Here is a 19,598-nt window from a genome sequence, read left to right as displayed (position 1 = left end):
ATGAACCATTAGAGCGAAGTCACATTTCGGTCCCGCATCCGCGCGGTTATCTTTAGATTGCGCGGCGTTCACAAATGGACAAAAGCGCTTCTGATCGGCACCTCTACGAGGACGACCGCGCTATTCGCCGGTTGGCATCAGGCTGCGGCGCTGTCCTCGGCGGGCTTCATGGCGATCACGCGCTTGTCTTCCGCCCAGAGAGCGACCCGGTCGCCGCGGTAGTGCCCGTACGCGATCATCAGCGCGGTGCCGTCGGCATCACGGATGAGGGTCTCGCGGGTCAGGATCGCCGCCCCCTCCTTGATCTCCAGCAGTTTCGCCGTGCGCTCGTCGGAGTTCACGGCCTCGACCGTCGCCTCGTACTGGGTCGTCGGCCGCCGACGGAGCTGGTCGAGGTACTCGGCGGTGTCGCTGATCTCGCCGCTCGCAAGCTGCTCCACGATCGCGTAGTACCCCACGATCACCCCGACGGGCATGCCGTCGATGCTCACGATGTCCTCGCGCATCATCACCCGGTCGGTGTCGATCCCGAGCCGTGAGCGAACGTGCTCGTGGGCGATGACCACGGACTGTTCGACGAGCTTCGACTCCATCCGGATGGAACTCGGATGCTCGAGGGTCTCCGACGCGACCTGCCATCCCTGGGTCGGCAGCAGCGACAACAGCGGAAGCTCGAAGATCGAGCCCACCACGTTCGTGCCGATGCGCTGGCGCCGGCGGATCAGCCCCTCGTTGCCGAGCATCGCCAGGGCGCTCCGGATGCTGTTGCGGCTCATCATCATCGAGAGAACGAGCTCGTTCTCCTCGACCTGGTCGGTGTCGCCGAGGAGTCCACGCCGGATGCTCGCCCGAAGCAGCGTGTGGGCCCGCCGCGGTGAGCTCTGCAGCAGTTCGCGGATGCGCGACTCGCTGCCGGCGCGGGCGCGCCCGATGGCCTCGATCAGTTCGGAGTCGTCTCTCCTGTCTCGGGGCATGTCTCGGGGCATGTGATGGGCTCCAGCCGAACTCGGGTTGCTCACACCCTAGGCGACGCATTTTGCGGGCGAGGTCACCCTCTGTGAACAGCCTGTTACCGCTGTCTGGGTGAGGGCCCGGCGAACTTCCCCGGATTGAGGAGGCCCTGCGGATCGGTGCGCCGGGCGATCGACCGCAATTCGTCGACCCGCTGGTCGATGAACCACTCGTGGTTGTTGTGGGTCGCGATTCCGAGCGCGGTGAGCACCTCGAGCGCAGACGTGATGCTGGTCTCGTCGTCATAGTCGGCATTGATGGCCCCGAACGTGAACGAGTGGCCGACCTCGACGTGCAGCCGTCCGCCGGGCAGCGCGGCCTGGATCTCGTGCGGGCGGTCGACGAGTTCCTCGCCGAAGATCTCAAGGTGGAAGATCCGGCCGGGAGCCGACCGGATGAGCCACCAGCTCGGATGGTTGTACGACAGCAGGCTGAGCTCGAGGGCGCTCCGGAACCCGTCGCGCACCGCCTCGACACGGCCTCCGCCCGAGCGGATGATCGCTTCGACCTCCGCGACGGTGCTCCGTTCGGCGACCACACGGAGGCTCGCCCGGCCGGTCGGCAGCGCTTCGTCGGCCGGGAGCGCTGCGACGATCCCGGCATCGTCGACGGAGACGAGCCGGGGCGCCGGCCGCACGGCTCCCGCCGCGCGGAGGGCACGGGTGGCCTCACCGAGGTCGGCGAAGCTCGCGTACACCGCCGTCCAGTCGGCCACCGGTTCGAGCCGCACGGTGGCCCGCACGATGATGCCGGTGACGCCGAAGCTGTGCAGATAGTCGTTGCACGCCCCGCCCTCGACGTGCACGAGCGGTGCACCCTCTGTCGCAAGCAGCACGTCGAGCGAGACCACGAAGCCCTGGCGGGTGTTTCCGTGCTGGATCGTTCCGGTGCCGGCGGAACCTCCGGCGAGGAACCCGCCGAGAGTGCTCTGCACGGTCGACGGGAAGATCCACAGCTGCTGATCGTGGTCGCGGGCGCGGAGCTCGAGATCGATCATCCTGGCGCCCGCCTCCGCCACGATCATCCCCTCCCCCACGTCGAGGACGGTGCGGAGCCTCGTCAGGTCGAGCACGATCCCGCCGAACGCCGGAATCGCCTGGCCGTAGTTGCCGGTCCCCTTACCCCGCGCGGTGAGCGGAACCCCGTGCGCGACGGCCAGCGCAACCGCAGCCTGCGCTTCACCGATTGTGGCGGGGAGCACCACGACATCGGCGAGCCCGAGGGGCAGCCGGGACGCGAGGAGGGGCGACATCGCCGCCTCGTCGACCGAGGCCCGCTGGCGGGCGGCCAGGCTGGTGCGGATTCCCTTCTCACCGACGATCGCACGGAGGTCGGCCAGGAGAACGTCGAGGGGCATGACTGTCTTTCCGATCAATAATGTAAGTATTGATTACACTAACGCCCAGATTGTCAGTCAGATTTCCCCTGTGTGACGAGCAGGTTTCCGCTCAGCCGTCGTAGTGGATCATCAGCGCCACCGTCTGGGCCGTGCCGACCGAACGGTAGCGGTGCAGAAAGTTGCCGGGGCACAGCACGGAGTTGCGTTCCTGGAGCATCATCGACGTGACGGGAGAGTTCTCCTGCTGGCGCATCTGGAACTCGACCTGCCCGCGCACCACGTAGATCAGCTCGGGGCGGGGATGCTGGAAGAACGCCCCGTGCTCGGTGGGCAGGTCGATGAACTCGGTCACATCGATCGCCGAACCGGCATGCATCAGGAGACGCGCGGACGGTTCTGCACCCCGCCGCTGCGGGCTCTCGGCGGCCAGCTGGGCACTCGGTGCGCCATGGCTGTCATCGTCGCCCGGCAGAGAGCTCGCTGCCAGGAGCTCCTCCTGCGTCGTGTCGAGGGCGTTCGCGATCGCGAACAGGGAGCGCATGCTCGCGCGCGTCTTGCCCCGCTCGAGCTGGCTGAGGAACGAGTGCGAGAGGCCGGTCGCCTCCGCCACCTGCACGAGTCGGAGTCCCCGGTCTTTCCGCCGGTCGTGGATGATGCGGCCGAGCCGCAGTTCATGATCGTTGACGATGCTCATCGAGACCCACCTTCCCTGTTCCGCCGGTCAGCAGCCCCGTGCAACTTTGCAGTGTCATCAACAATTATCCTTGAAGCGTGGACTCCGAATTTACCAGCACTGCCGGCCAGACCGTGAGCACCTGGCTCGACTCCCTCGCCGCGCCGATCCCGAACCCGGGTGGCGGGGCCGCGTCCGCGGTGCTCCTCGGCATCGCGGCCGGCCTCGCTTCGATGGTCGCGGGATACGGCGCCACCGCCGAACCGGGAACGCCGGCGGAGGCCGCCGACCGCGTGGCCGGGATCGCCGCCGAAGCCCACGCCCTCCAGCGACGTGCGCCGGCGCTGGCGGACGCCGACGCCGCCGCGTCGAAGGGTTTCGCCACAGCATTCCGGATCGAGGAGGGCGCCGAGCGCTCGTCCGCCATCGTGCAGGCGAGTCTCTCGGCTGCCGCCTCCGCCTTCGACCTCGGCCGCACCGCGGTGGGCTTCGCCCCGCTGCTGGCCAACCTCTCCCGGCTCGGCACCCCGGCGCTCCGCACCGATGTGGCGGTCGCCGCACTCACCCTCAGCACGGTCATCCGGGCCAGCATCGTGAACCTCGGCGTCGATCTGACCTCGGCCCTCGCGCACACCGTCGACGCCGCCCTGCTGAGGCGGGAGAATGCTGGCCTCTTCGCCGGAGTGGCAGAGCTCCGCCGTGCCCTGCCGGGCCTCGAACAGACGGCCGCACTGATCGAGCACGACGTCACACGCTTCTGACATCGCGCACCATCACGGGCGCCAGCGGCATGCCGCTCACTCCGGCGGCGCGGGCGATCCGTTCGTGCAGCTCACTCCGCACCTCGCCCGAGTCATGGGTCGTCGAGACGCCGTCGCGGCTGACGAGCCGGCCGCCGATGTAGACCTCGTGGAGGTTGCGGAGCCCGCAGGCGAGCACGTAGGTGGCGAGAACGTTCCAGACCGGTCCGGTGTCGGGTCGCTGCGGGTCGACGATCACGAAGTCCGCGAACTTGCCGACCTCCAGGCTGCCGATGCGCTCCGCCACCCCGAGCGCCTCCGCCGAGCCGAGCGTGTGCAGCCGCAGCATCTCGCGCGCGGTGATCACCGAGGCGTCCGACCGGCTGGCGCGGAGCAGGTACATGCCCATCCGCATGTTCTGGAACGGATCGGAACTGTCGGTGCAGGACTGGTCGTCGAGGCCGACCCCCACGGGCATCCCGAGCCCGGTGAAGCGCGGGATGTCGGCGATCCCCGAGCCCAACCGCCCGTTCGAGGTGGGCTGCCAGACCATGCCGCAGCCCGTCTCGGCAGCCCGGGTGACCATGTGGTCGGTCGGATGCACGAAGTGACCGAAGAGGAACCCGGGTCCGAGCGCTCCCGCGTCGTCGTACCAGTCGAACTTCGCCCGCTGCTGCTCGATGTGCTCGGCCGTCTCGACGAAGTGCGCCTGGTTGCCGATCCCGTGCTCGTGCATCAGCTGCGCTTCGAGCTCGGCGGTGCGCGGCGTGCTCGACCACTGCACCGAGCCGAAGACGGAGGCGCCGAGGTCCTGGCCGGCGGGGGTGCGTTCTGCCACGTAGTCGAGCGTGTCGGCGAACACCTCGAGCGCCTGGCCCTCCGGCTGCACGTCGCCGTCGATCCGGATGCTGTTCAGGATGCGGATCCCGGAATCGGCGGCAGCGTCGACCTGCCGTTCGAGGAACCCCACCGGGCGGAGGTCGACGCTCTCGATCGCATCGGCGAGCGGGTCGTACCGCCAGATCGCCCGCGAGTGCGTGAAGTTGTAGGCCGAGGTGATGCCATTGCCGATGAAGTCGAGGCAGCCGTGCAGCGTGTACCAGTAGAGGTCCTCGTCGGCGGAACCCGCCACGACAGTGCCGTTCGCCCGCACCCACGGGTAGAGCGACTGGTCCGACGCCATCCCGCGGAGCCCCGAGGTGTACAGATGGCTGTGCGCGGAGACGAAGCCCGGGGCGACGAACAGTCCGGCGGCGTCGACGATCTCACCCGCGGGCTCGGGGCAGTCTCCCTCGCCGAGGCCCGTGATGCGGCCGTCATCGCCCACGGTCATCCACCCGGTGAACCAGTCGACACCGTCGGCGACCGGGATGATCGTGGCATTCACGACCGTGAGAACGGTGCGGGCAGCGGCGCTCACAGCGACGCCCCTCCGCCGAGCTCGGCGCCGATGCGCGCAAGCGCCCGAGCGAACTGCAGTTCCTGCCCCACCTGCGCCCCCCCAGCGGCGGCGATGCCGACCACACCGTCGAGCTCCAGCAGCTCTTCGGCGAGGGCGACGGATGCCCGGATGCCCGCTTCGAACGGATCGCGGGCGTCGAGGATGCCCTCGATGAACCCGGCCGGCAGGATCGCCGCGGCGAACGAGGCGAGGAGTTCGGCCCCGATGCGGTCGATGACGACGGGCACGCCCGCGACGAACGGGATGTCGACCCCACCGGCACGCACTTCGTCGATGTACCGAGCGAGATCGGACGTCTCCCCGGCGTACTGCGGCAGACAGAACTCGGCCCCGGCGTGCGCCTTCTCGATGAGACGCGCTGCGCGACGGTCGACGGGCGGCGAGGCAGGCGACTCCGCGACGGAGACGAGCAGCCCGGCAGCTCTCGCCCGCGGCACCAGCTGGATTCCCTCGAGGTCGAACACCGGTTTCGCGTCGGCCCGGTCACCGAGGTCGGTGTGGTCGCCTGTCACGCAGTGCACCCCGGCGACCCCGGCGTCGGCGAGCGCCAGCAGCTCGCCCTCGAGGGCTACACGGTTGCGGTCACGGCAGTTGACCCCGAGCCACGCGCGGAGACCGTTCCGCCGGATCAGCTCCGCACGGTACGACGGGGGGAACTGCACCCGCGCGCGCCCGGAGTCACCCGAGAGCACCACGTCGACGGAGTCCCGCATGATGTCGGCACAGGCCGCGATCGAGGCGCTGTCCATCGGCACAGCGGGCAGTCCCGTCATCACGAGCGGTCGGGACCGGATGATCGCCAGCACCTCCTCGCCGGCGGGCGTGCGGCGCCCCGGCGACAGCGACGGCAACAGCGCCGGACCCGGTGCGGCGCCCAGCGAACCGTTCAGCAGCGGGTCGGGTCTCGCCGACGCGGCCTCGGCCGCATCCGGCCACGCGACGGTCGGGCGGTCGAGGAAGACGCACGGCGTCGGCGCGATCTCGCACGACCCGTCGGCGGAGACGCCGCCACAGGGGCCGTAGTGCATGAGCTTCGGGCAGCCGGGAGCGGCGGCCGGGCTCGCCAGGAGGAGGTTCATGCGACGGCCGGGCGCGCGGCCTCGGCGAGCTCGGGGGCGGCGGCCGTGGCCGCACTGCTCGCCGTCTGTTTCGGCCGCATCACCAGCTCGAACACGTCGCTCCGGAGTTCCGCGAACGCGGGCAGCCGCTTCGTGGCGACCTGCTCGCGGGGCGACGGCAGTGTCACGGCGATGTCGGCCATCACCCGGCCCGGATTGGCCCCGAGCACCAGCACGCGGTCGCCGAGGTAGACGGACTCGTCGATGTCGTGTGTCACGAGCGCGACGGTCACGTCGTACTCGTCGCGGATGCGCAGCACCAGGTCTTCGAGGTCGGCACGGGTCTGGGCGTCGACCGCGGCGAACGGTTCGTCCATCAGCAGCACCCGCGGCTCGGCCACCACGGCACGGGCGATCGCCACCCGCTGCTGCATACCTCCCGACAGCTGCCACGGGTACTGCTTCCCGGAGCCCTCAAGACCCACGGAATGCAGCGCGCGGGCGATCCGTTCAGCCACCACGGCCTTCGGCAGCCGGTCGGCGATCGTCGCCATCGCGAGGTTCTTCTCCACAGTCATCCACGGGAACAGCGACCGGCTGTACTCCTGGAACACGACGGCGAGCCCGTCGGCGGGACCGGTCACGAGGTTCTCCCCCAGCCGGATCGTGCCGCTCGACGTCGGCAGCAGGCCCGCCATCATCATCAGCAGGGTCGACTTGCCGCACCCCGAGGGGCCGACGATCGTGACGAACTCCTTCTCCCGGATGGTGAAGGAGGTCTCGGTGAGGGCGAGCTTGCTGCCCTTCGCGGAGTCGTACCGCTTGGTCACTCCGCTGATCACCATGTCCATGGTCGGTTCTCCCTGCTGTTGTGCGGTTCGGGCTGTTGTGCGGTTTGGGCTGTTGTTCGGTCGTTCGGTGCTAGAGGCTGGCGAGCCCGGCGCGCCGCTGCCAGCGCAGCAGCCGCTTCTCGACGACGTCGAAAACGAGGTTGATGACGATGCCGAGCAGGGCGATCAGGATGAACGCCGACCACATCTGCCTGTACTTGAAGGTCTGCTGGTAGAGCGCCACATCGTGGCCGAGGCCCGACGTGGTGGCGTAAAGTTCTGCCACGATCATCAGGATGAGCGCGAAGCCCACGCTGATCCGGAGCCCGGCGAGGATGTGCGGACTCGCTGCCGGCACGATGATGCGGGTCCAGAGCGCGCCGCGCGGGATGCGGAGACTCCGGGCGGTGCGGAGCCAGTCCGGGTCGACACCCGACACCCCGTCTGCCGTGTTGATCGCGATCAGCCACATGCTGCCGAAGCAGATCAGGAAGATGTTGACTGCCTCGGAGACGCCGAAGAACTGGATCGCGATCGGCAGCAGCGCAGCGTTCGGCACCGACATCCAGAACCGGATGATCGGGTTGTACATCATGCGGACAAGCGGGCTCCGGCCGAGGGCGAACCCGATCACGACGCCGAGCACCACCGCCAGGCCCCAGCCACGGGCGAGGCGCGAGAGGCTGATCGGCACGGCCGACCAGAACTTCTCGCTGAGGAAGAGGTGCGCGTCGGGGCCGCCGAACCAGTCCGTGCCGAACTGGCCGACGACGACGGTGAACGGCGGGAAGAACACCGTGGGCGAGGTGCGCGCCACCAGCTCCCACACGGCGAGCAGCAGCACGAGCATCCAGAGCCGCAGCAGCGACCGCGGGAGCCGCCGGAAGAACGCCACCACCCGGGCACCAGCGCGCCCCGGGGCCACCAGGGCCGCCGCCGCGCTCTGGCCAGAGGTGATCGGCTGGGTGGAGGTGACACTGATTTCAGACAAGACGGATCCGATCGATCGTCGCCCGCTCGGCAGCGGCCAGAATCGAGTAGAGGAGCACGCCGACGATGCCGACGGCGGTGATGCAGGCGTAGGCCATGTCGATGCGGAGCGCCTGCTGGTACTGGATGATCGTGATGCCGATCCCCGACTTGGCGCCCAGCAGCTCGGTGCTGATCACCACGACCAGCGAGATGCCGGCAGCCAGGCGGATGCCCGTGACGATCGACGGCGTCGCCGACGGCAGGGTGAGGTGGAGGTACTGCTGCCACCAGTTCCAGCGCATGCTCCGCGCCGCGTCGATGCGCATCGGCTCGCGACCGGCGACGCCGTAGATCGTGTTGATCAGCACCAGGGCGAAGATGGCGTAGACGGCGACCGCGATCTTCATCGACGAACCCAGCCCGAATAGCAGGATCGCGATCGGGATGAGCGCCGACGACGGGATCGACCGCAGCGCATTCACGACGATCATCGCCGGCGCACTCAGGAAGTGCACCGTGCCGATGATCATCCCGAGCACGATCGCCGAGACGCTCGCGATCACCATCGCCACGAACCAGGCACCGAGTGTGTCGGCGAGGCTGGCGGAGAAGTTCGGGTCGGCGAGCAGGGCGGGCAGGCTCCCCGCGACGGCGAACGGCGACGGGAGCGACTTCGCGGAGACGAGCCCGAGCTCGACGATCACCGCCCAGACGGCCAGCACCGAGAGGGTACCGAGCACGCCGAGCGTGATCGCGGTCATCCGTCGTCTCATGATGCTCAGCTCGCGCGGGCGTAGCCCGGCACGACGGAGTCGACGTCGATGGATGCCACAGCCTCCGACGCGGTGAGCACGTCGAGCAGCGAGGTGAAGTCGGTCATGTTGAGCTGGCCCTCGTACTTCGGCTCTGCGGCATCCTTCAGGGCGTCGACCGTCGACTTGCAGGCATCGGCGCGCACCTGGTCGCGGGCGGCATCGTTGGCCGTGTCGTTCGCGGAGGCGGCGACCTCGGTCATCGCTTCGGCGAACGACTGCAGGGCCGCCGCGTTCTTCGACTCGAAGTCGCTGCTCGCCACATAGAACGCCGTGGGGATCTCGCCGATGCCGTCATAGAACGGGTTGCCGAGACTCCGCACGGTGCCGTCGGTGTGGGCGGAGACAGCCTGCGAAGCGGCGACCTCTGCGGCGGGAACACTGCCACCGACGACGCTCGTCACCTGGTCGGCGAACGGGATGGCCACGAACTCAGCGGTCGAATCGGTGCCGGCGGCATCGGCGATCCAGTTCTCGGTCACGATCTGGGCGAGGCCGCCGAGTGCGTTCAGGGCGATCGTCTGGCCCTGGAGGTCTTCGGCCTTCTGGAAGGTGGAGCCGGTCGCCACGACGACCTCGTTCGATTCAGGTGTCGAGAGACCGGTGCCCGAGACGATCTTCAGCGGAACACCCTCACCGATGGCCTGCAGGCTGGTGAGCGGGTTGGCGTACGCCACGTCGATGTCGCCGGACTGGATCGCCGCGATGCCGGCGGCACCGCTCTGCACGGTGGTCAGCTGCACGTCGATGCCGTGATCGGCGAAGATGCCCTGGGAGATGCCCCAGGAGATCGACTCGTCGCAGAGACCCAGCGTGCTGATGCGGAGGGTGGTGCTGGTTGCGGCTGACGCCGAACCGCTGGCCGCGGGGGTGGTGCTGGCCGAGGAGCAGGCCGTGAGGGCGAGCGCCGAGGTGGCGAGGAGGGCGGAGGCTACGAATACGGGACTGGCGCGGCGGAACATGGGTACTCCATTCGTCAGGGCAGGGGGGTGGTCTGCGGCAGGGATTGTTAGCAGTCAGTTACATAACTGTTATTCCTACTTACATTTTGAGAATAGGCCGCTTGTGTTTCCGGCTCGTCACAGACGGCGTGCCTGTGTAACGAGCGGGTGAACTCTCGGGCTTCGATCGGGGCCGCCGACTCAGGCGATGCCGGAGCGCTCGGCCAGACGGCTCCGCAGCAGCACCGCCGCCTCCGCCATCGCGCCCGCGTACTCGAGTTCACCGCCGCGGGTACCACCGCCGGAGAGGCAGACGCCCGAGATCCCATCGACGGCGAGGAACTCGAGGCTGAGCTCGACCGCCGCCCGGATGCCCTCCGCTCGGGGATCGAGCGAGCCCATGATCCGCTCGATGTACCCGGCCGGGAGCACATGGGAGCTGAGTCCGGTCATGATGGCCGCGCTTCCCTCATCCACGATGAACGGCACACAGGGGATGAAGTGCCCGCCCGCGCCCTCCGCCCGAGCGGCACGGATGAACTCCCGCACCGTCTCGGCGCCGGAACAGATGTTGATGAAACAGACCTGGGCCCCCGCGAGCACCTTCTGGGCGTACCGGGCTGGGCGGGTACCGCGCGGAGGGGCATCCGGGGACTCCGCCACAGACACGAGGAGCCCGCGGGCCCGGGCGAGCGCGGCGAGCTGGGTGGAGTCGAGGTCAAAGACCGGCATCGCCTCGGGCCGCCGGCCCAGGAGGGTGTGGTCACCGGTGATGCAGTGCACCCCCGAGACGCCGGCGTCGGCGAGCGCCGCCAGCTCGCCTTCGAGCGCGACGCGGTTGCGATCGCGGCAGTTCACACTGGTCCAGACGTCGAGACCGAAGCTCTTCAGCAGCTGCACCCGGTAGGCGGGTGCGAACTGCACCGAGACGCTCGGTGGCTCACCGATGAGCACCGCATCCACTGCGTGGCGGAGCACCGCTGCTCCGTCGGCCATCGCGGCTCGTTCGGCAGCCCGGATCGGGAAGTCGCTCATGATGACGGGCCGATCCTCCAGCAGAGCGACCATGAGCCGGCCCTCCTCGATGAGGGGGGCCGGCTCGGGGCGGAGGGGCGGGGCATCCCTGCGGTGCACCCCGTCGAACAGTCGCGCGGGAGCCTGCAGGAAGACGCACGGATCCGGGGAGACCTCGCAGGAGCCGTCGTCGTGCACGCCCCCGCACGGGCCGTACTCCATGGCCTTCGGGCAACTGAACACGAGTACTCCTGAATGTTGATGGTGCTTACAGGAAGTACGGTACGTGATCGGTATTTCGCGCAGATTTCCGGCTGCGCCCTCCCGGTGAGTGCGGTGCGAGCGCTGGGCTACTTCGCGAGGAAGGCCAGAACGGCTTCGTTCCACTCCTCGGGGTTGCTCACCGTGACGCCGTGCGGCGCACCCGTGATCACGACGAGTTCGCTGCCCGCGATGGCCTCGTGCGTGCGCGCACCGGAACCCTGGAACGGAACCGTTCCGTCGCCGTCACCGTGGATCACGAGGGTCGGAACAGACACCTTCGGGAGGTCTTCCCGGAAGTCGGTGGAGGCGAACGCCGCCATGCAGGCGAGAGAAGCGAGCTTGCTGGACTGCTTGGCCAGCGCGAGCGCCTGCTGGCGCTGCTCCTCGGTGACCTTCAGCACGCCGTCGACCGAGAAGAACTGGGTCGTGAACTCGTCGTAGAAGGCGTCTTCGTCAGCGGTGAGGCCGGCCGTCATCTTCGCCGCCTGCGCCGCGTCGAGCGGGCCGTCGGGGTTCGTCGGCCCCTTGAGCAGGAACGGCGGCACCGCCGAAGCGAACACGACGCTGTGCAGGCGTTCCGCGCCGTATTTCGTGAAGTAGCGGGCGACCTCGCCGCCACCCATCGAGAAGCCGACGAGCGTGACGTCTGTGAGGTCGAGCTCGGTGAGCAGGGTGTGGAGGTCTTCGGTGAGGGTGTCGTAGGTGTAGCCGGTCTTCGGCTTGTCGCTCCGACCGAACCCGCGGCGGTCATAGGTGATGACCCGGTAACCGGCGGACTCGAAGGCCGGAACCTGCTCCGACCACGACTCGCCGGAGAGCGGCCAGCCGTGGATCAGCACGACCGGGCGACCCGATCCACCGGTGTCGTCGACGTGGAGGTCGGTGTTCCTGAAGATTCCGTGGTGTGCAGTGATTTCTGTCATGTGGGGGGTTCGAACACACGACGGCGACGGTTTGGGTGGGGCCCCGGGGGTTGACAGGCCCCTGGAGCCGTCGGTGCCCACCCGTCTCGTTCCCCTTTCGAAACCACGCCGAAACACCGGGAGGATAAGGTGAGCGGACGTTCTGATACGGGGGAACCATGCAGAGTTGCGAACTCGCCGCCACCGGCTTCGATGCCTCGCCGATGCTCATCGCTGTGGCGCTCGTCGCCGTCGGCATCGGTGTCGCCGCCCTGATGCTCCGCACCGGGCGCCGTCGCGGGGCGATGTTCGCCGCCGCGCCGCTGCTGGTGCTGGCACTGCTGGCCTCGGGAGCGGCGACGCCGCCCGCGAGCTCCGCGGCGACGCTCTCCTCCCCCTGCCCGGCCGGCGCGATCGCCCCGCCCCCCACGACGACGACGCCGGCACCCGTGCCGACCGGCACCGCGGCCCCCACCCCGACGCCGGTTCCCACCGGCACGGCCGCCCCCGTCGACTTCCAGCCGGGCGCAGCCGGCATCGGCGACAGCTACTTCCCCCTCGACGGCAACGGCGGCTACGACGTGAGCCACTACGACCTCGACCTCGCCTACGACCCGGCCACCCATGAACTCTCGGGCACCGCGACCATCACCGCGACCGCCACCCAGAACCTCTCGGCGTTCAACCTCGACTTCGACACCCGCGCCGTCGACGGCTCCGACGCGATCACCATCAGCGACCTGACGGTCGACGGATCCGCCGCCGCCTGGAGCCTCGCCACGACACAGATCAGCGACACCACCGGCCAGCCGCAGACGCCCGGCAGCACCGACGGCGACGCGACTCCCCCGCGCACGGAACTCACCGTGACACCGCCGGCGGGCATCCTGAACGGTGCGACCCTCACGACCACCGTGACCTACGCGGGGATCCCGATCACGATCAGCGACGCCTTCGGCCCGGCCGGCGTGTTCCCGACGAACGACGGAGCGGTCGTCGTCGGCCAGCCCCGGGTCGCCGCGACGTGGTTCCCCGCCAACGATCATCCGGCAGACAAGGCCACCTTCAGTACGCGGATGACCGTTCCCGCCGGCCTCCAGGTGATCGGCAACGGCCGGCTCGCGTCGCACACCACCTCCGGAACGTCGAGCACCTGGGACTGGGAGATGGAGAAGCCGATGGCCACCTACCTCGCCACCGCGACCGTCGGCGACTACACGATCACCGAGCACGATGAAGGCGGCATCGCCTACTACAACGCGGTCGCACCCGCCCTCTTCACGCAGGACGCGGGAGACGGGGTCTTCGTGGGCGACGTCGCGACCTCCATCTTCGACGACGAGCCCGAGGTCATCTCCTTCCTGTCGCAGTCGTTCGGGGCCTACCCGTTCAGCGAGGCGGGCGGTATCGCCATCGCCGACTTCGGGCCGACTCCGAATGACTACCTCCCCTATGCGCTCGAGAACCAGACCCGCCCGATCTACCCGAGCTGGGCCTTCCCCTCCGACGCCGACGCCTCGGTCGTGGTGCACGAACTCGCCCACCAGTGGTACGGCGACAGCGTCTCGATGGAGCGCTGGTCGGACATCTGGCTGAACGAGGGATTCGCCACCTACGCCGAATGGCTCTGGGCCGAACACACCGGCGGGCCGACGACGGAGCAGTCGTTCGAAGCCGCCTACGCCAATCCCACAGGCAGCGACGACCCGGCCGACGACGACGCCTTCTGGACGACTGTGGTCGCCGACCCGGGCGCCGCGGGCATCTTCGACGGGCCGGTCTACACGCGGGGCGGCATGACGCTGCAGGCGCTCCGCACGACGGTGGGCGACGACAGCTTCTTCCAGATCCTGAAGGGCTGGGCGAGCGAGAACGCCGGCCACTCGGTCACGACGGAGCAGTTCATCGCCTACGCCGAGAAGGTCTCCGGACAGAACCTCGCGAGCTTCTTCGACGCCTGGCTCTACTCCCCCACGAAGCCGGCGCTGCCCGCGCTCGGCTGAGGGCGGGGCCCCTCCAGCCGCGTCGCCCACCGACCGGGACAGATCTCCCTACGGGCGGCCCGGTACCTCGTCCGTCACGGCGCGACCGGGAACCGCTTCGCCGCGAGCGTGAAGTACTCGTCGCTCGAGGTGAGGCTCGAGCGCGTGACCGAGTCGCCGTTCGCGAGGTCGTAGCCCGTCCAGGCCGCCAGCCCGCCCTGGTCGGGGGTGCGGCCGAGGTAGGAGGCGTACATGGCCGACACGCGACGCTCGGCCGTCTCCTGCGACTGCCAGAACGAGACCGTGATCGCGACACGCCCCTGCTGGTCGGCCGCCCGCGACCAGAAGGAGATGTCCGACACGCTCGGGTTGCGCTTCAGGAGGTCGAGATAGATCGCGCCCACCCAGGACTGCTGCGTGCCACCACGATTGTCCACGTACTCCTGCGAGGCGTAGAACTGCTTCTCGATGTCTTCGGTGCGGATCACCCCGCGGTGCATCTGGTCGAGCCAGTACGCGCGCCCCGCGGCATCCGGACCCCGCCAGAGGATCGAGTGGTACGCCGCATCGATCCGGATCAGCCGGTACTCGTCGCTGTCGGCGAACCCGACGGCGATCGACGTGCGCGGCGCGCCGGCGGCCAGGTTCGCCGCCCAGCCCTTCACCTCAGGCGCCGAGGGCGTGCGGCCGAGGAAGTCCCTGTACAGCGCCGTGATGAAGGAGTTGACGGCCGGGCTCACCCCCGGGTTGGATGTCGCGGCCGACGCCAGCCGCACGTTCTGCACTGTACTCACCGCATCGACCACCGTGACCGGCGCCGACGACGACGTGGTGAACCCGTCGAGCGTCGACGACGTGGTCACACGGTAGCTGCCGGGAGTGAGGTAGTTCGCGGAATAGGAGGTTGCGTCACCGTCACGGGTCACCACCGCTTCGGTGTACCTCACCCACTGCCGGCTGACCGGGTCGAGTCCCTCGAGGTCGACCTGCACCTCTGAGGGTTCGAAGGCAGCGCGGTCGCAGGTGCAGGTGATCGAACCGGTCAGCGTGCCGCCCGCGAACAGCGTCATGTTCTTCGTGAGGGTCTTGCCCGCGGTCACGGCGTAGGTGCCGCCGTACGGCGCCCAGGGGGCCTCACCGAGGTACTGGCGCACGAACGAGTTGGTCTCCCCGCCGGCGTAGAACTGCACCTGGAAAGAGGTCGCCACGGGGAGGTTCCGCACGCGGTACTTCCCATCGGCCCCGGTCGCGGGCGCGAAGACCTGCGACTTCGGGTACGCGCTGTCGATGGTCGAACAGCTGTTGATGTCCTGCGCGATGGGATCGACGTCGGCGAGAGGCTTGCCCGCCGCATCCGTCACGGTGCCGGAGATCTCGCCGCCCACGGGGAGGGTGATGTCGAGGCCGCTGATGTCAGCGGTCGGATCGATCCAGTCCTCCACCGAACACGAGGGCCCGCCGAGCGGGGACGAGGTGTACGGCGCGAAGTTCCCCGGGCCCGTGTTGGCGACCTGCAGGATGAAGCGGGTGTTCGTCGGAACGTCGAAGGAGAAGGCCCCCGTGGAATCGGTCGTCGTCTCCGACGGGAACAGGCCGCTCGACGATGCAGTGATGTAGGTGACATCGACGGCGCCCGCCCCCGCGAGTTTCGTGCCGAGCGTCACGTGCCCACTGATGTGGTACCCAGTCGCGGCACTGGCGGTCGACGGCACGGCCACGACCACCGACCCGGCCACGAGGGCCGCAGTAGTCACGACCAGGGGCCAGCGGCGGGCGGTGACAGGACTTCTCATCGGTCTGCTTTCGAACGTGAACGGCGACGGTGCCAGGAGTGTGCAACGAGTTCGAGCGTACAACGGGAAGAGGGCCGCTCCCCGAAGGAAACGGCCCACTTCTCTGCAGTACCGGTGGAGCTAAGGAGATTCGAACTCCTGACCTCCTCGATGCGAACGAGGCGCGCTACCAACTGCGCCATAGCCCCGAAAACTGCTTCGCAAGGTTATCACGAGCGAGCACCATCGTCGAACCAACCGCCCGTCGGGAGGGTCTAGCCGGCGCGGCGGCGGGCGAGCACCCGGTCCACGTCGATCGCCCCCGTCTCGGCCGCGTCGATCACGCCCATCGACGCGAACCGGCTGGGGGCCGCCTGCGGAAGGGGCGGAAGGGTCACAGTGGGCGCCTCAGTGGTTCCGGTGTGGAGGAGTTCCTCCGGGACATCCACTGCCGTCTCTGCGCGCTGGTTTCTGCGCAGGGCCTGCTCCGAGTCACGGGCGGCCGCGCGGAGCGCCTGCTCGGCCCTCTCCGCTGTCTCCGCGACGTATGCCGAGACGGGCATGTCCCCGTCGATCCGTCGGTGACCGACGTACAGGGGCTTCGGCAGCGGCACCGGGGTCCAGCCGGATCCGTCGTCGGCGAGTGTCATGCCCTCGTCGACCACGACACCCGCATCAGGCCCGTCGACGACCTCAGCGGCATAACCCGTAGATCCGGCGGCTGACAGCGCGACATCCTCATCGGCGAACACATACTCGGGCACGCGGGAGGCACGCGCCGAGTCCCGGCCCGCACCGGAGACAGGCGCCGTGGCAGCGGATTCTCCAGCGATGCCGCGGCTCTGCAGCGCCCGGCCGTCGCGTGCGAGCCGCCCCAGCCGTGTCACGCAGAGCGTCGCCGCGATCAGGCCGACGACCAGAACCACCCAGGCACCGTTGACGGCAACCTGTACGCCGCCCAGTACCGCGACGGCGAGCGCCAGCAGCAGGATGCCCGAGGTCGCCGCCCGCGCCCGCCGGAGCTTCAGCGACGCCTGGCGGAAAGTGAGGGCCGGGGGCCGCGGTGCCAACACGATGGTCTCGTGTTCTCCGGAATCGGCGCTGGAAGCATCTTCGAGGTTGCGACTGAGGGCTGCCGCCTGCGCTGCACGCCCCTGCTCGATCAGCGTCTGGAGGCCCGCACGTTCCGCCAGCAGGTTCTGCGCGTTCGCCTTCTTCAGCACACGCTGCTGCTCGGCGACACTCCGCGCATTCGCCTCGACGTGCACCTCATCGGGCACCTCGCTCGTCTCGGCAAGGATACGCAGCGTCTGCTGCAACCGCACGACGTTCCTCTCGGTCGAGAGGAATTCGTTCCGCCGGAACCAGGTCGGCAACAGGTAGATCAGCCAGAGCACGGCGGCCAGGGCGACGATGAGTCCTCCGCCGAGCCAGTCCGTTGTCATGGGTCTACGGTATGAGGCGCGGCGCGGAATTCGGCCCAACCGACGGCGCGTGTCGCCGCGAGTGCCGGATGCCCACCCGATCGACCCGCGGGCATCCAGGGCTCAGACGGCGAATCCGCTCACCGGTTGCGCGTGGCGATCGGCGTCAGCGCCTCGACCCGATCCGCCTCCGGCACGCTGCCCTGCCCCGCCGGAACGAGCCCCTGCTGCCAGCGCTGAAGCACCCCGACCGGCAGTTCCTCGCCCACCAGCGCGAAGCAGAAGTGGTCGCGCCAGTCGCCGTTGATGTGGATGTAGCGCCGCCGCAGCCCCTCGTAGCGGAACCCCAGCTTCTCCACCACGCGCAGGCTCGGCGCGTTCTCCGGCCGGATGCAGATCTCCATGCGGTGTAGACCCACCGACGCGAAACAGTAGTCGGTGGCGAGAGCCACGACCGTCGGGGTGATGTTCAGCCCGGCGAACCGCTCCGACACCCAGTAGCCGATGCTCGCCGACGACACCGACCCGTAGCTGATCGACGACACGTTCAGCTGGCCGGCCAGCTGGCCCTGGTACTCGATCACGAACGGCAGGCCGAACCCCGCCCGGGCGTTCTGTTGCAGCGAACGGATGCTCGCCCGGGTGTCGAACGACAGGGGCGCGTTCGGGCTGGTGGCCTCCCACTTGCGGAGCCACGCCCGGTTGGAGATCAGTTCGCCCTCGAGCGCCTTCGAATCACGGACGCGGATGGGGCGAATGCCGATGGCATCGTCGTGAAGGGTCGGAACGAACATAGCCAATGATAATCACCGCGCCGGGAGCACTCGGACGCATCAGATCCCTTCGGCGAACTCCTTGATCCAGGGCCGGAGGTCCGGGCCGAGGTCTTCGCGCTCACTGGCGAGCCGGATGATCGCCTTGATGTAGTCCAGACGGTCCCCGGTGTCGTACCGACGACCGCGGAACACGACGCCGTAGACACCCCCGGCGAGCTCGGGCTGCTCCACCAGGGTCTCGAGGGCATCCGTCAGCTGGATCTCGCCGCCCTTGCCGGGCTGCGTGGTCTCCAGAACGTCGAACACCTCGGGGCGGAGCACGTAGCGGCCGATGATCGCGAGGTTCGACGGCTGGGTGCCGGGTTCGGGCTTCTCGACGAGGCCGGTGATCCGTACCACGTCGTCTTCGCCCGTCTCCTCGATCGAGGCGATGCCGTAGAGGTGCGCCTGCGACGGCTCGACCTCCATCAGCGCGATCACGCTGGCCTGGCGGGAGTCCTGCACCTCGAGCATCTTCGTCAGCAGCACGTCGCGGGCGTCGATCAGGTCGTCGCCGAGCATGACGGCGAACGGCTGGTTGCCCACGTGCGCTTTCGCCCGCAGCACCGCGTGGCCGAGGCCCTTCGGGTCACCCTGCCGCACGAAGTGCACGTCGGCCAGGGCGCTGGCCTCCGCGACGAGTGCCAGCTTCTTGTTGTCACCCTTCTGCTCGAGCGTGTGCTCGAGCTCCGTGTTGCGATCGAAGTGGTTGGCCAGGGCGTTCTTGTTGCGACCGATGATCACGAGCACATCGACGAGCCCGGCGGCGACCGCCTCCTCGACGACGTACTGGATGGCCGGCTTGTCGACGACGGGCAGCATCTCTTTGGGCATTGCCTTTGTCGCGGGCAGGAATCTCGTTCCGAGGCCGGCCGCAGGAATCACAACTTTGGTGATGGATGAGGTCATGGCTATGAGGGTATCCAAAAATCGCGTGCCCGTCGGAGAGGTTCCGAAACACTCGCGTCACGTGGCACCACCTAAAATCAATACATGCTGTCGCAAACGAGCAACATCAAACGCGCACTGCGCGCGGAACTCCGCGAACGACGGCGGAACCGCACCTCGACGGAGCGGGAGAGTGCGACCGAGGCGTTCACCCAGAACCTCATCGCGCTCACCGGGCAGCACAGCGCCAAACTCGTCGCCTGCTACCTCTCGGCCCAGAACGAGCCGAACACGCGCCCGTTCCTGAACTGGGCGTTCGCGAACGGCATCAGCACCCTCTTCCCGATCACCCGCGAAGACGGGCTGCTCGACTGGGCCCACGGCGACGGCGAGACCGAGGCCGTCGGCTTGTTCGGCATGCCCGAGCCTGTCGGAGAACTGCTGGGGCCGATCGCGATCAACGACGTCGACCTGATCATCATCCCCGCCGCCGCAGTCGACGCCGGCGGAATGCGGCTCGGCTGGGGGCGCGGGTACTTCGACAAGACTCTCGGGTCGATGCAGAAGTGCCCCCCTGTCTACGCTGTGATCTACGACGACGAACTGCTCGACACCGTACCGCGGGAGGTGCACGACCAGCCCGTCGACGGCATCGTGACGCCGAACCGCATCCTCACTTTCTGATCCGTCCGTACCACC

At 68.6% G+C, this 19,598-nt stretch carries 18 protein-coding genes and 1 tRNA gene; 3 read left to right on the top strand and 16 right to left on the bottom strand.

The genetic code is table 11. The features are described from left to right. Window positions 1-137: 137 nt before the first annotated feature. The 3 genes from FB464_RS02185 to FB464_RS02175 all read right to left on the bottom strand — a co-directional run bounded on the left by FB464_RS02185 (window position 138) and on the right by FB464_RS02175 (window position 3,044). The gene (locus FB464_RS02185) at window positions 138-986 is read right to left on the bottom strand and encodes a GntR family transcriptional regulator (RefSeq protein ID WP_116415314.1); all 849 of its coding nucleotides are present in this window, start codon (window positions 984-986) and stop codon (window positions 138-140) included. 83 nt (window positions 987-1,069) lie between these two features. Next, complete coding sequence (locus FB464_RS02180; RefSeq protein WP_116415315.1) at window positions 1,070-2,368, bottom strand: FAD-binding oxidoreductase; 1,299 nt, start codon at window positions 2,366-2,368, stop codon at window positions 1,070-1,072. A gap of 91 nt (window positions 2,369-2,459) precedes the next feature. Further along, window positions 2,460-3,044 (bottom strand): helix-turn-helix domain-containing protein, encoded by a 585-nt coding sequence (locus tag FB464_RS02175; protein ID WP_116415316.1) that lies wholly within the window; start codon window positions 3,042-3,044, stop codon window positions 2,460-2,462. A gap of 77 nt (window positions 3,045-3,121) precedes the next feature. Between FB464_RS02175 and FB464_RS02170 the strand changes: the two genes are divergently transcribed. Continuing rightward, window positions 3,122-3,784 (top strand): cyclodeaminase/cyclohydrolase family protein, encoded by a 663-nt coding sequence (locus tag FB464_RS02170; protein WP_116415317.1) that lies wholly within the window; start codon window positions 3,122-3,124, stop codon window positions 3,782-3,784. Here FB464_RS02170 and FB464_RS02165 read toward each other — a convergent pair. From FB464_RS02165 to FB464_RS02130, 8 genes are all read right to left on the bottom strand, one after another. Then, complete coding sequence (locus tag FB464_RS02165; RefSeq protein ID WP_246092881.1) at window positions 3,771-5,183, bottom strand: amidohydrolase family protein; 1,413 nt, start codon at window positions 5,181-5,183, stop codon at window positions 3,771-3,773. The genes FB464_RS02170 and FB464_RS02165 overlap by 14 nt on opposite strands. Next, window positions 5,180-6,304, bottom strand: a complete 1,125-nt coding sequence (locus FB464_RS02160) for a methylenetetrahydrofolate reductase C-terminal domain-containing protein (protein ID WP_116415318.1) — start codon at window positions 6,302-6,304, stop codon at window positions 5,180-5,182. The genes FB464_RS02165 and FB464_RS02160 overlap by 4 nt, the downstream gene beginning before the upstream one ends. After that, window positions 6,301-7,134, bottom strand: coding sequence for an ABC transporter ATP-binding protein (locus FB464_RS02155; protein WP_211327378.1), 834 nt, complete (start codon window positions 7,132-7,134; stop codon window positions 6,301-6,303). The genes FB464_RS02160 and FB464_RS02155 overlap by 4 nt, the downstream gene beginning before the upstream one ends. A 70-nt stretch (window positions 7,135-7,204) precedes the next feature. After that, complete coding sequence (locus FB464_RS02150; protein WP_116415319.1) at window positions 7,205-8,104, bottom strand: ABC transporter permease; 900 nt, start codon at window positions 8,102-8,104, stop codon at window positions 7,205-7,207. Next, entirely contained in the window at window positions 8,097-8,846 is a 750-nt protein-coding gene (locus FB464_RS02145) for an ABC transporter permease (protein WP_170151936.1), read from the bottom strand. Before FB464_RS02145 ends, FB464_RS02150 begins: the two co-directional genes overlap by 8 nt. Before the next feature lie 17 nt (window positions 8,847-8,863). After that, window positions 8,864-9,859 (bottom strand): ABC transporter substrate-binding protein, encoded by a 996-nt coding sequence (locus tag FB464_RS02140; protein ID WP_116415321.1) that lies wholly within the window; start codon window positions 9,857-9,859, stop codon window positions 8,864-8,866. Between the two features lie 180 nt (window positions 9,860-10,039). After that, window positions 10,040-11,239 (bottom strand): methylenetetrahydrofolate reductase C-terminal domain-containing protein, encoded by a 1,200-nt coding sequence (locus FB464_RS02135; protein WP_116415322.1) that lies wholly within the window; start codon window positions 11,237-11,239, stop codon window positions 10,040-10,042. Next, entirely contained in the window at window positions 11,203-12,039 is an 837-nt protein-coding gene (locus FB464_RS02130; protein ID WP_116415323.1) for an alpha/beta fold hydrolase, read from the bottom strand. The genes FB464_RS02135 and FB464_RS02130 overlap by 37 nt, the downstream gene beginning before the upstream one ends. Window positions 12,040-12,197: 158 nt before the next feature. Here FB464_RS02130 and FB464_RS02125 point away from each other — a divergent pair, with 158 nt between their 5' ends. Then, window positions 12,198-14,021, top strand: coding sequence for a M1 family metallopeptidase (locus FB464_RS02125; RefSeq protein WP_211327379.1), 1,824 nt, complete (start codon window positions 12,198-12,200; stop codon window positions 14,019-14,021). A gap of 74 nt (window positions 14,022-14,095) precedes the next feature. On the opposite strand, the gene FB464_RS02120 is transcribed toward FB464_RS02125, so the two are convergent. From FB464_RS02120 to galU, 5 genes are all read right to left on the bottom strand, one after another. Then, window positions 14,096-15,793 carry a DUF4214 domain-containing protein gene (locus tag FB464_RS02120; RefSeq protein ID WP_116415324.1) on the bottom strand — a complete coding sequence of 566 codons (1,698 nt, stop codon included), beginning with the start codon at window positions 15,791-15,793 and terminating at the stop codon, window positions 14,096-14,098. A 115-nt stretch (window positions 15,794-15,908) separates the two neighbouring features. Beyond that, window positions 15,909-15,981, bottom strand: a tRNA-Ala gene (locus tag FB464_RS02115). Between the two features lie 66 nt (window positions 15,982-16,047). Continuing rightward, window positions 16,048-17,217, bottom strand: a complete 1,170-nt coding sequence (locus tag FB464_RS02110) for a hypothetical protein (protein ID WP_116415325.1) — start codon at window positions 17,215-17,217, stop codon at window positions 16,048-16,050. A gap of 119 nt (window positions 17,218-17,336) precedes the next feature. After that, window positions 17,337-17,990, bottom strand: coding sequence for a GNAT family N-acetyltransferase (locus tag FB464_RS02105; RefSeq protein ID WP_116415326.1), 654 nt, complete (start codon window positions 17,988-17,990; stop codon window positions 17,337-17,339). A gap of 39 nt (window positions 17,991-18,029) precedes the next feature. After that, a complete protein-coding gene (gene galU / locus FB464_RS02100) occupies window positions 18,030-18,920 on the bottom strand; it encodes a UTP--glucose-1-phosphate uridylyltransferase GalU (RefSeq protein WP_116415327.1) in 891 nt (296 codons plus the stop codon). An 84-nt stretch (window positions 18,921-19,004) separates the two neighbouring features. On the opposite strand from galU, the gene FB464_RS02095 reads away from it, so the two are divergent. Beyond that, window positions 19,005-19,583 carry a 5-formyltetrahydrofolate cyclo-ligase gene (locus FB464_RS02095; protein WP_116415328.1) on the top strand — a complete coding sequence of 193 codons (579 nt, stop codon included), beginning with the start codon at window positions 19,005-19,007 and terminating at the stop codon, window positions 19,581-19,583. The last annotated feature ends 15 nt before the right edge of the window (window positions 19,584-19,598 follow it).

Origin of the sequence: Subtercola boreus (genome assembly GCF_006716115.1) — a bacterium.
In the GTDB taxonomy this organism is placed as follows: Bacteria; Actinomycetota; Actinomycetes; order Actinomycetales; family Microbacteriaceae; genus Subtercola; species Subtercola boreus.
The sequence above is the reverse complement of the archived record's forward strand: the minus strand, read 5'-3'. Positions and strand labels throughout refer to the sequence as shown.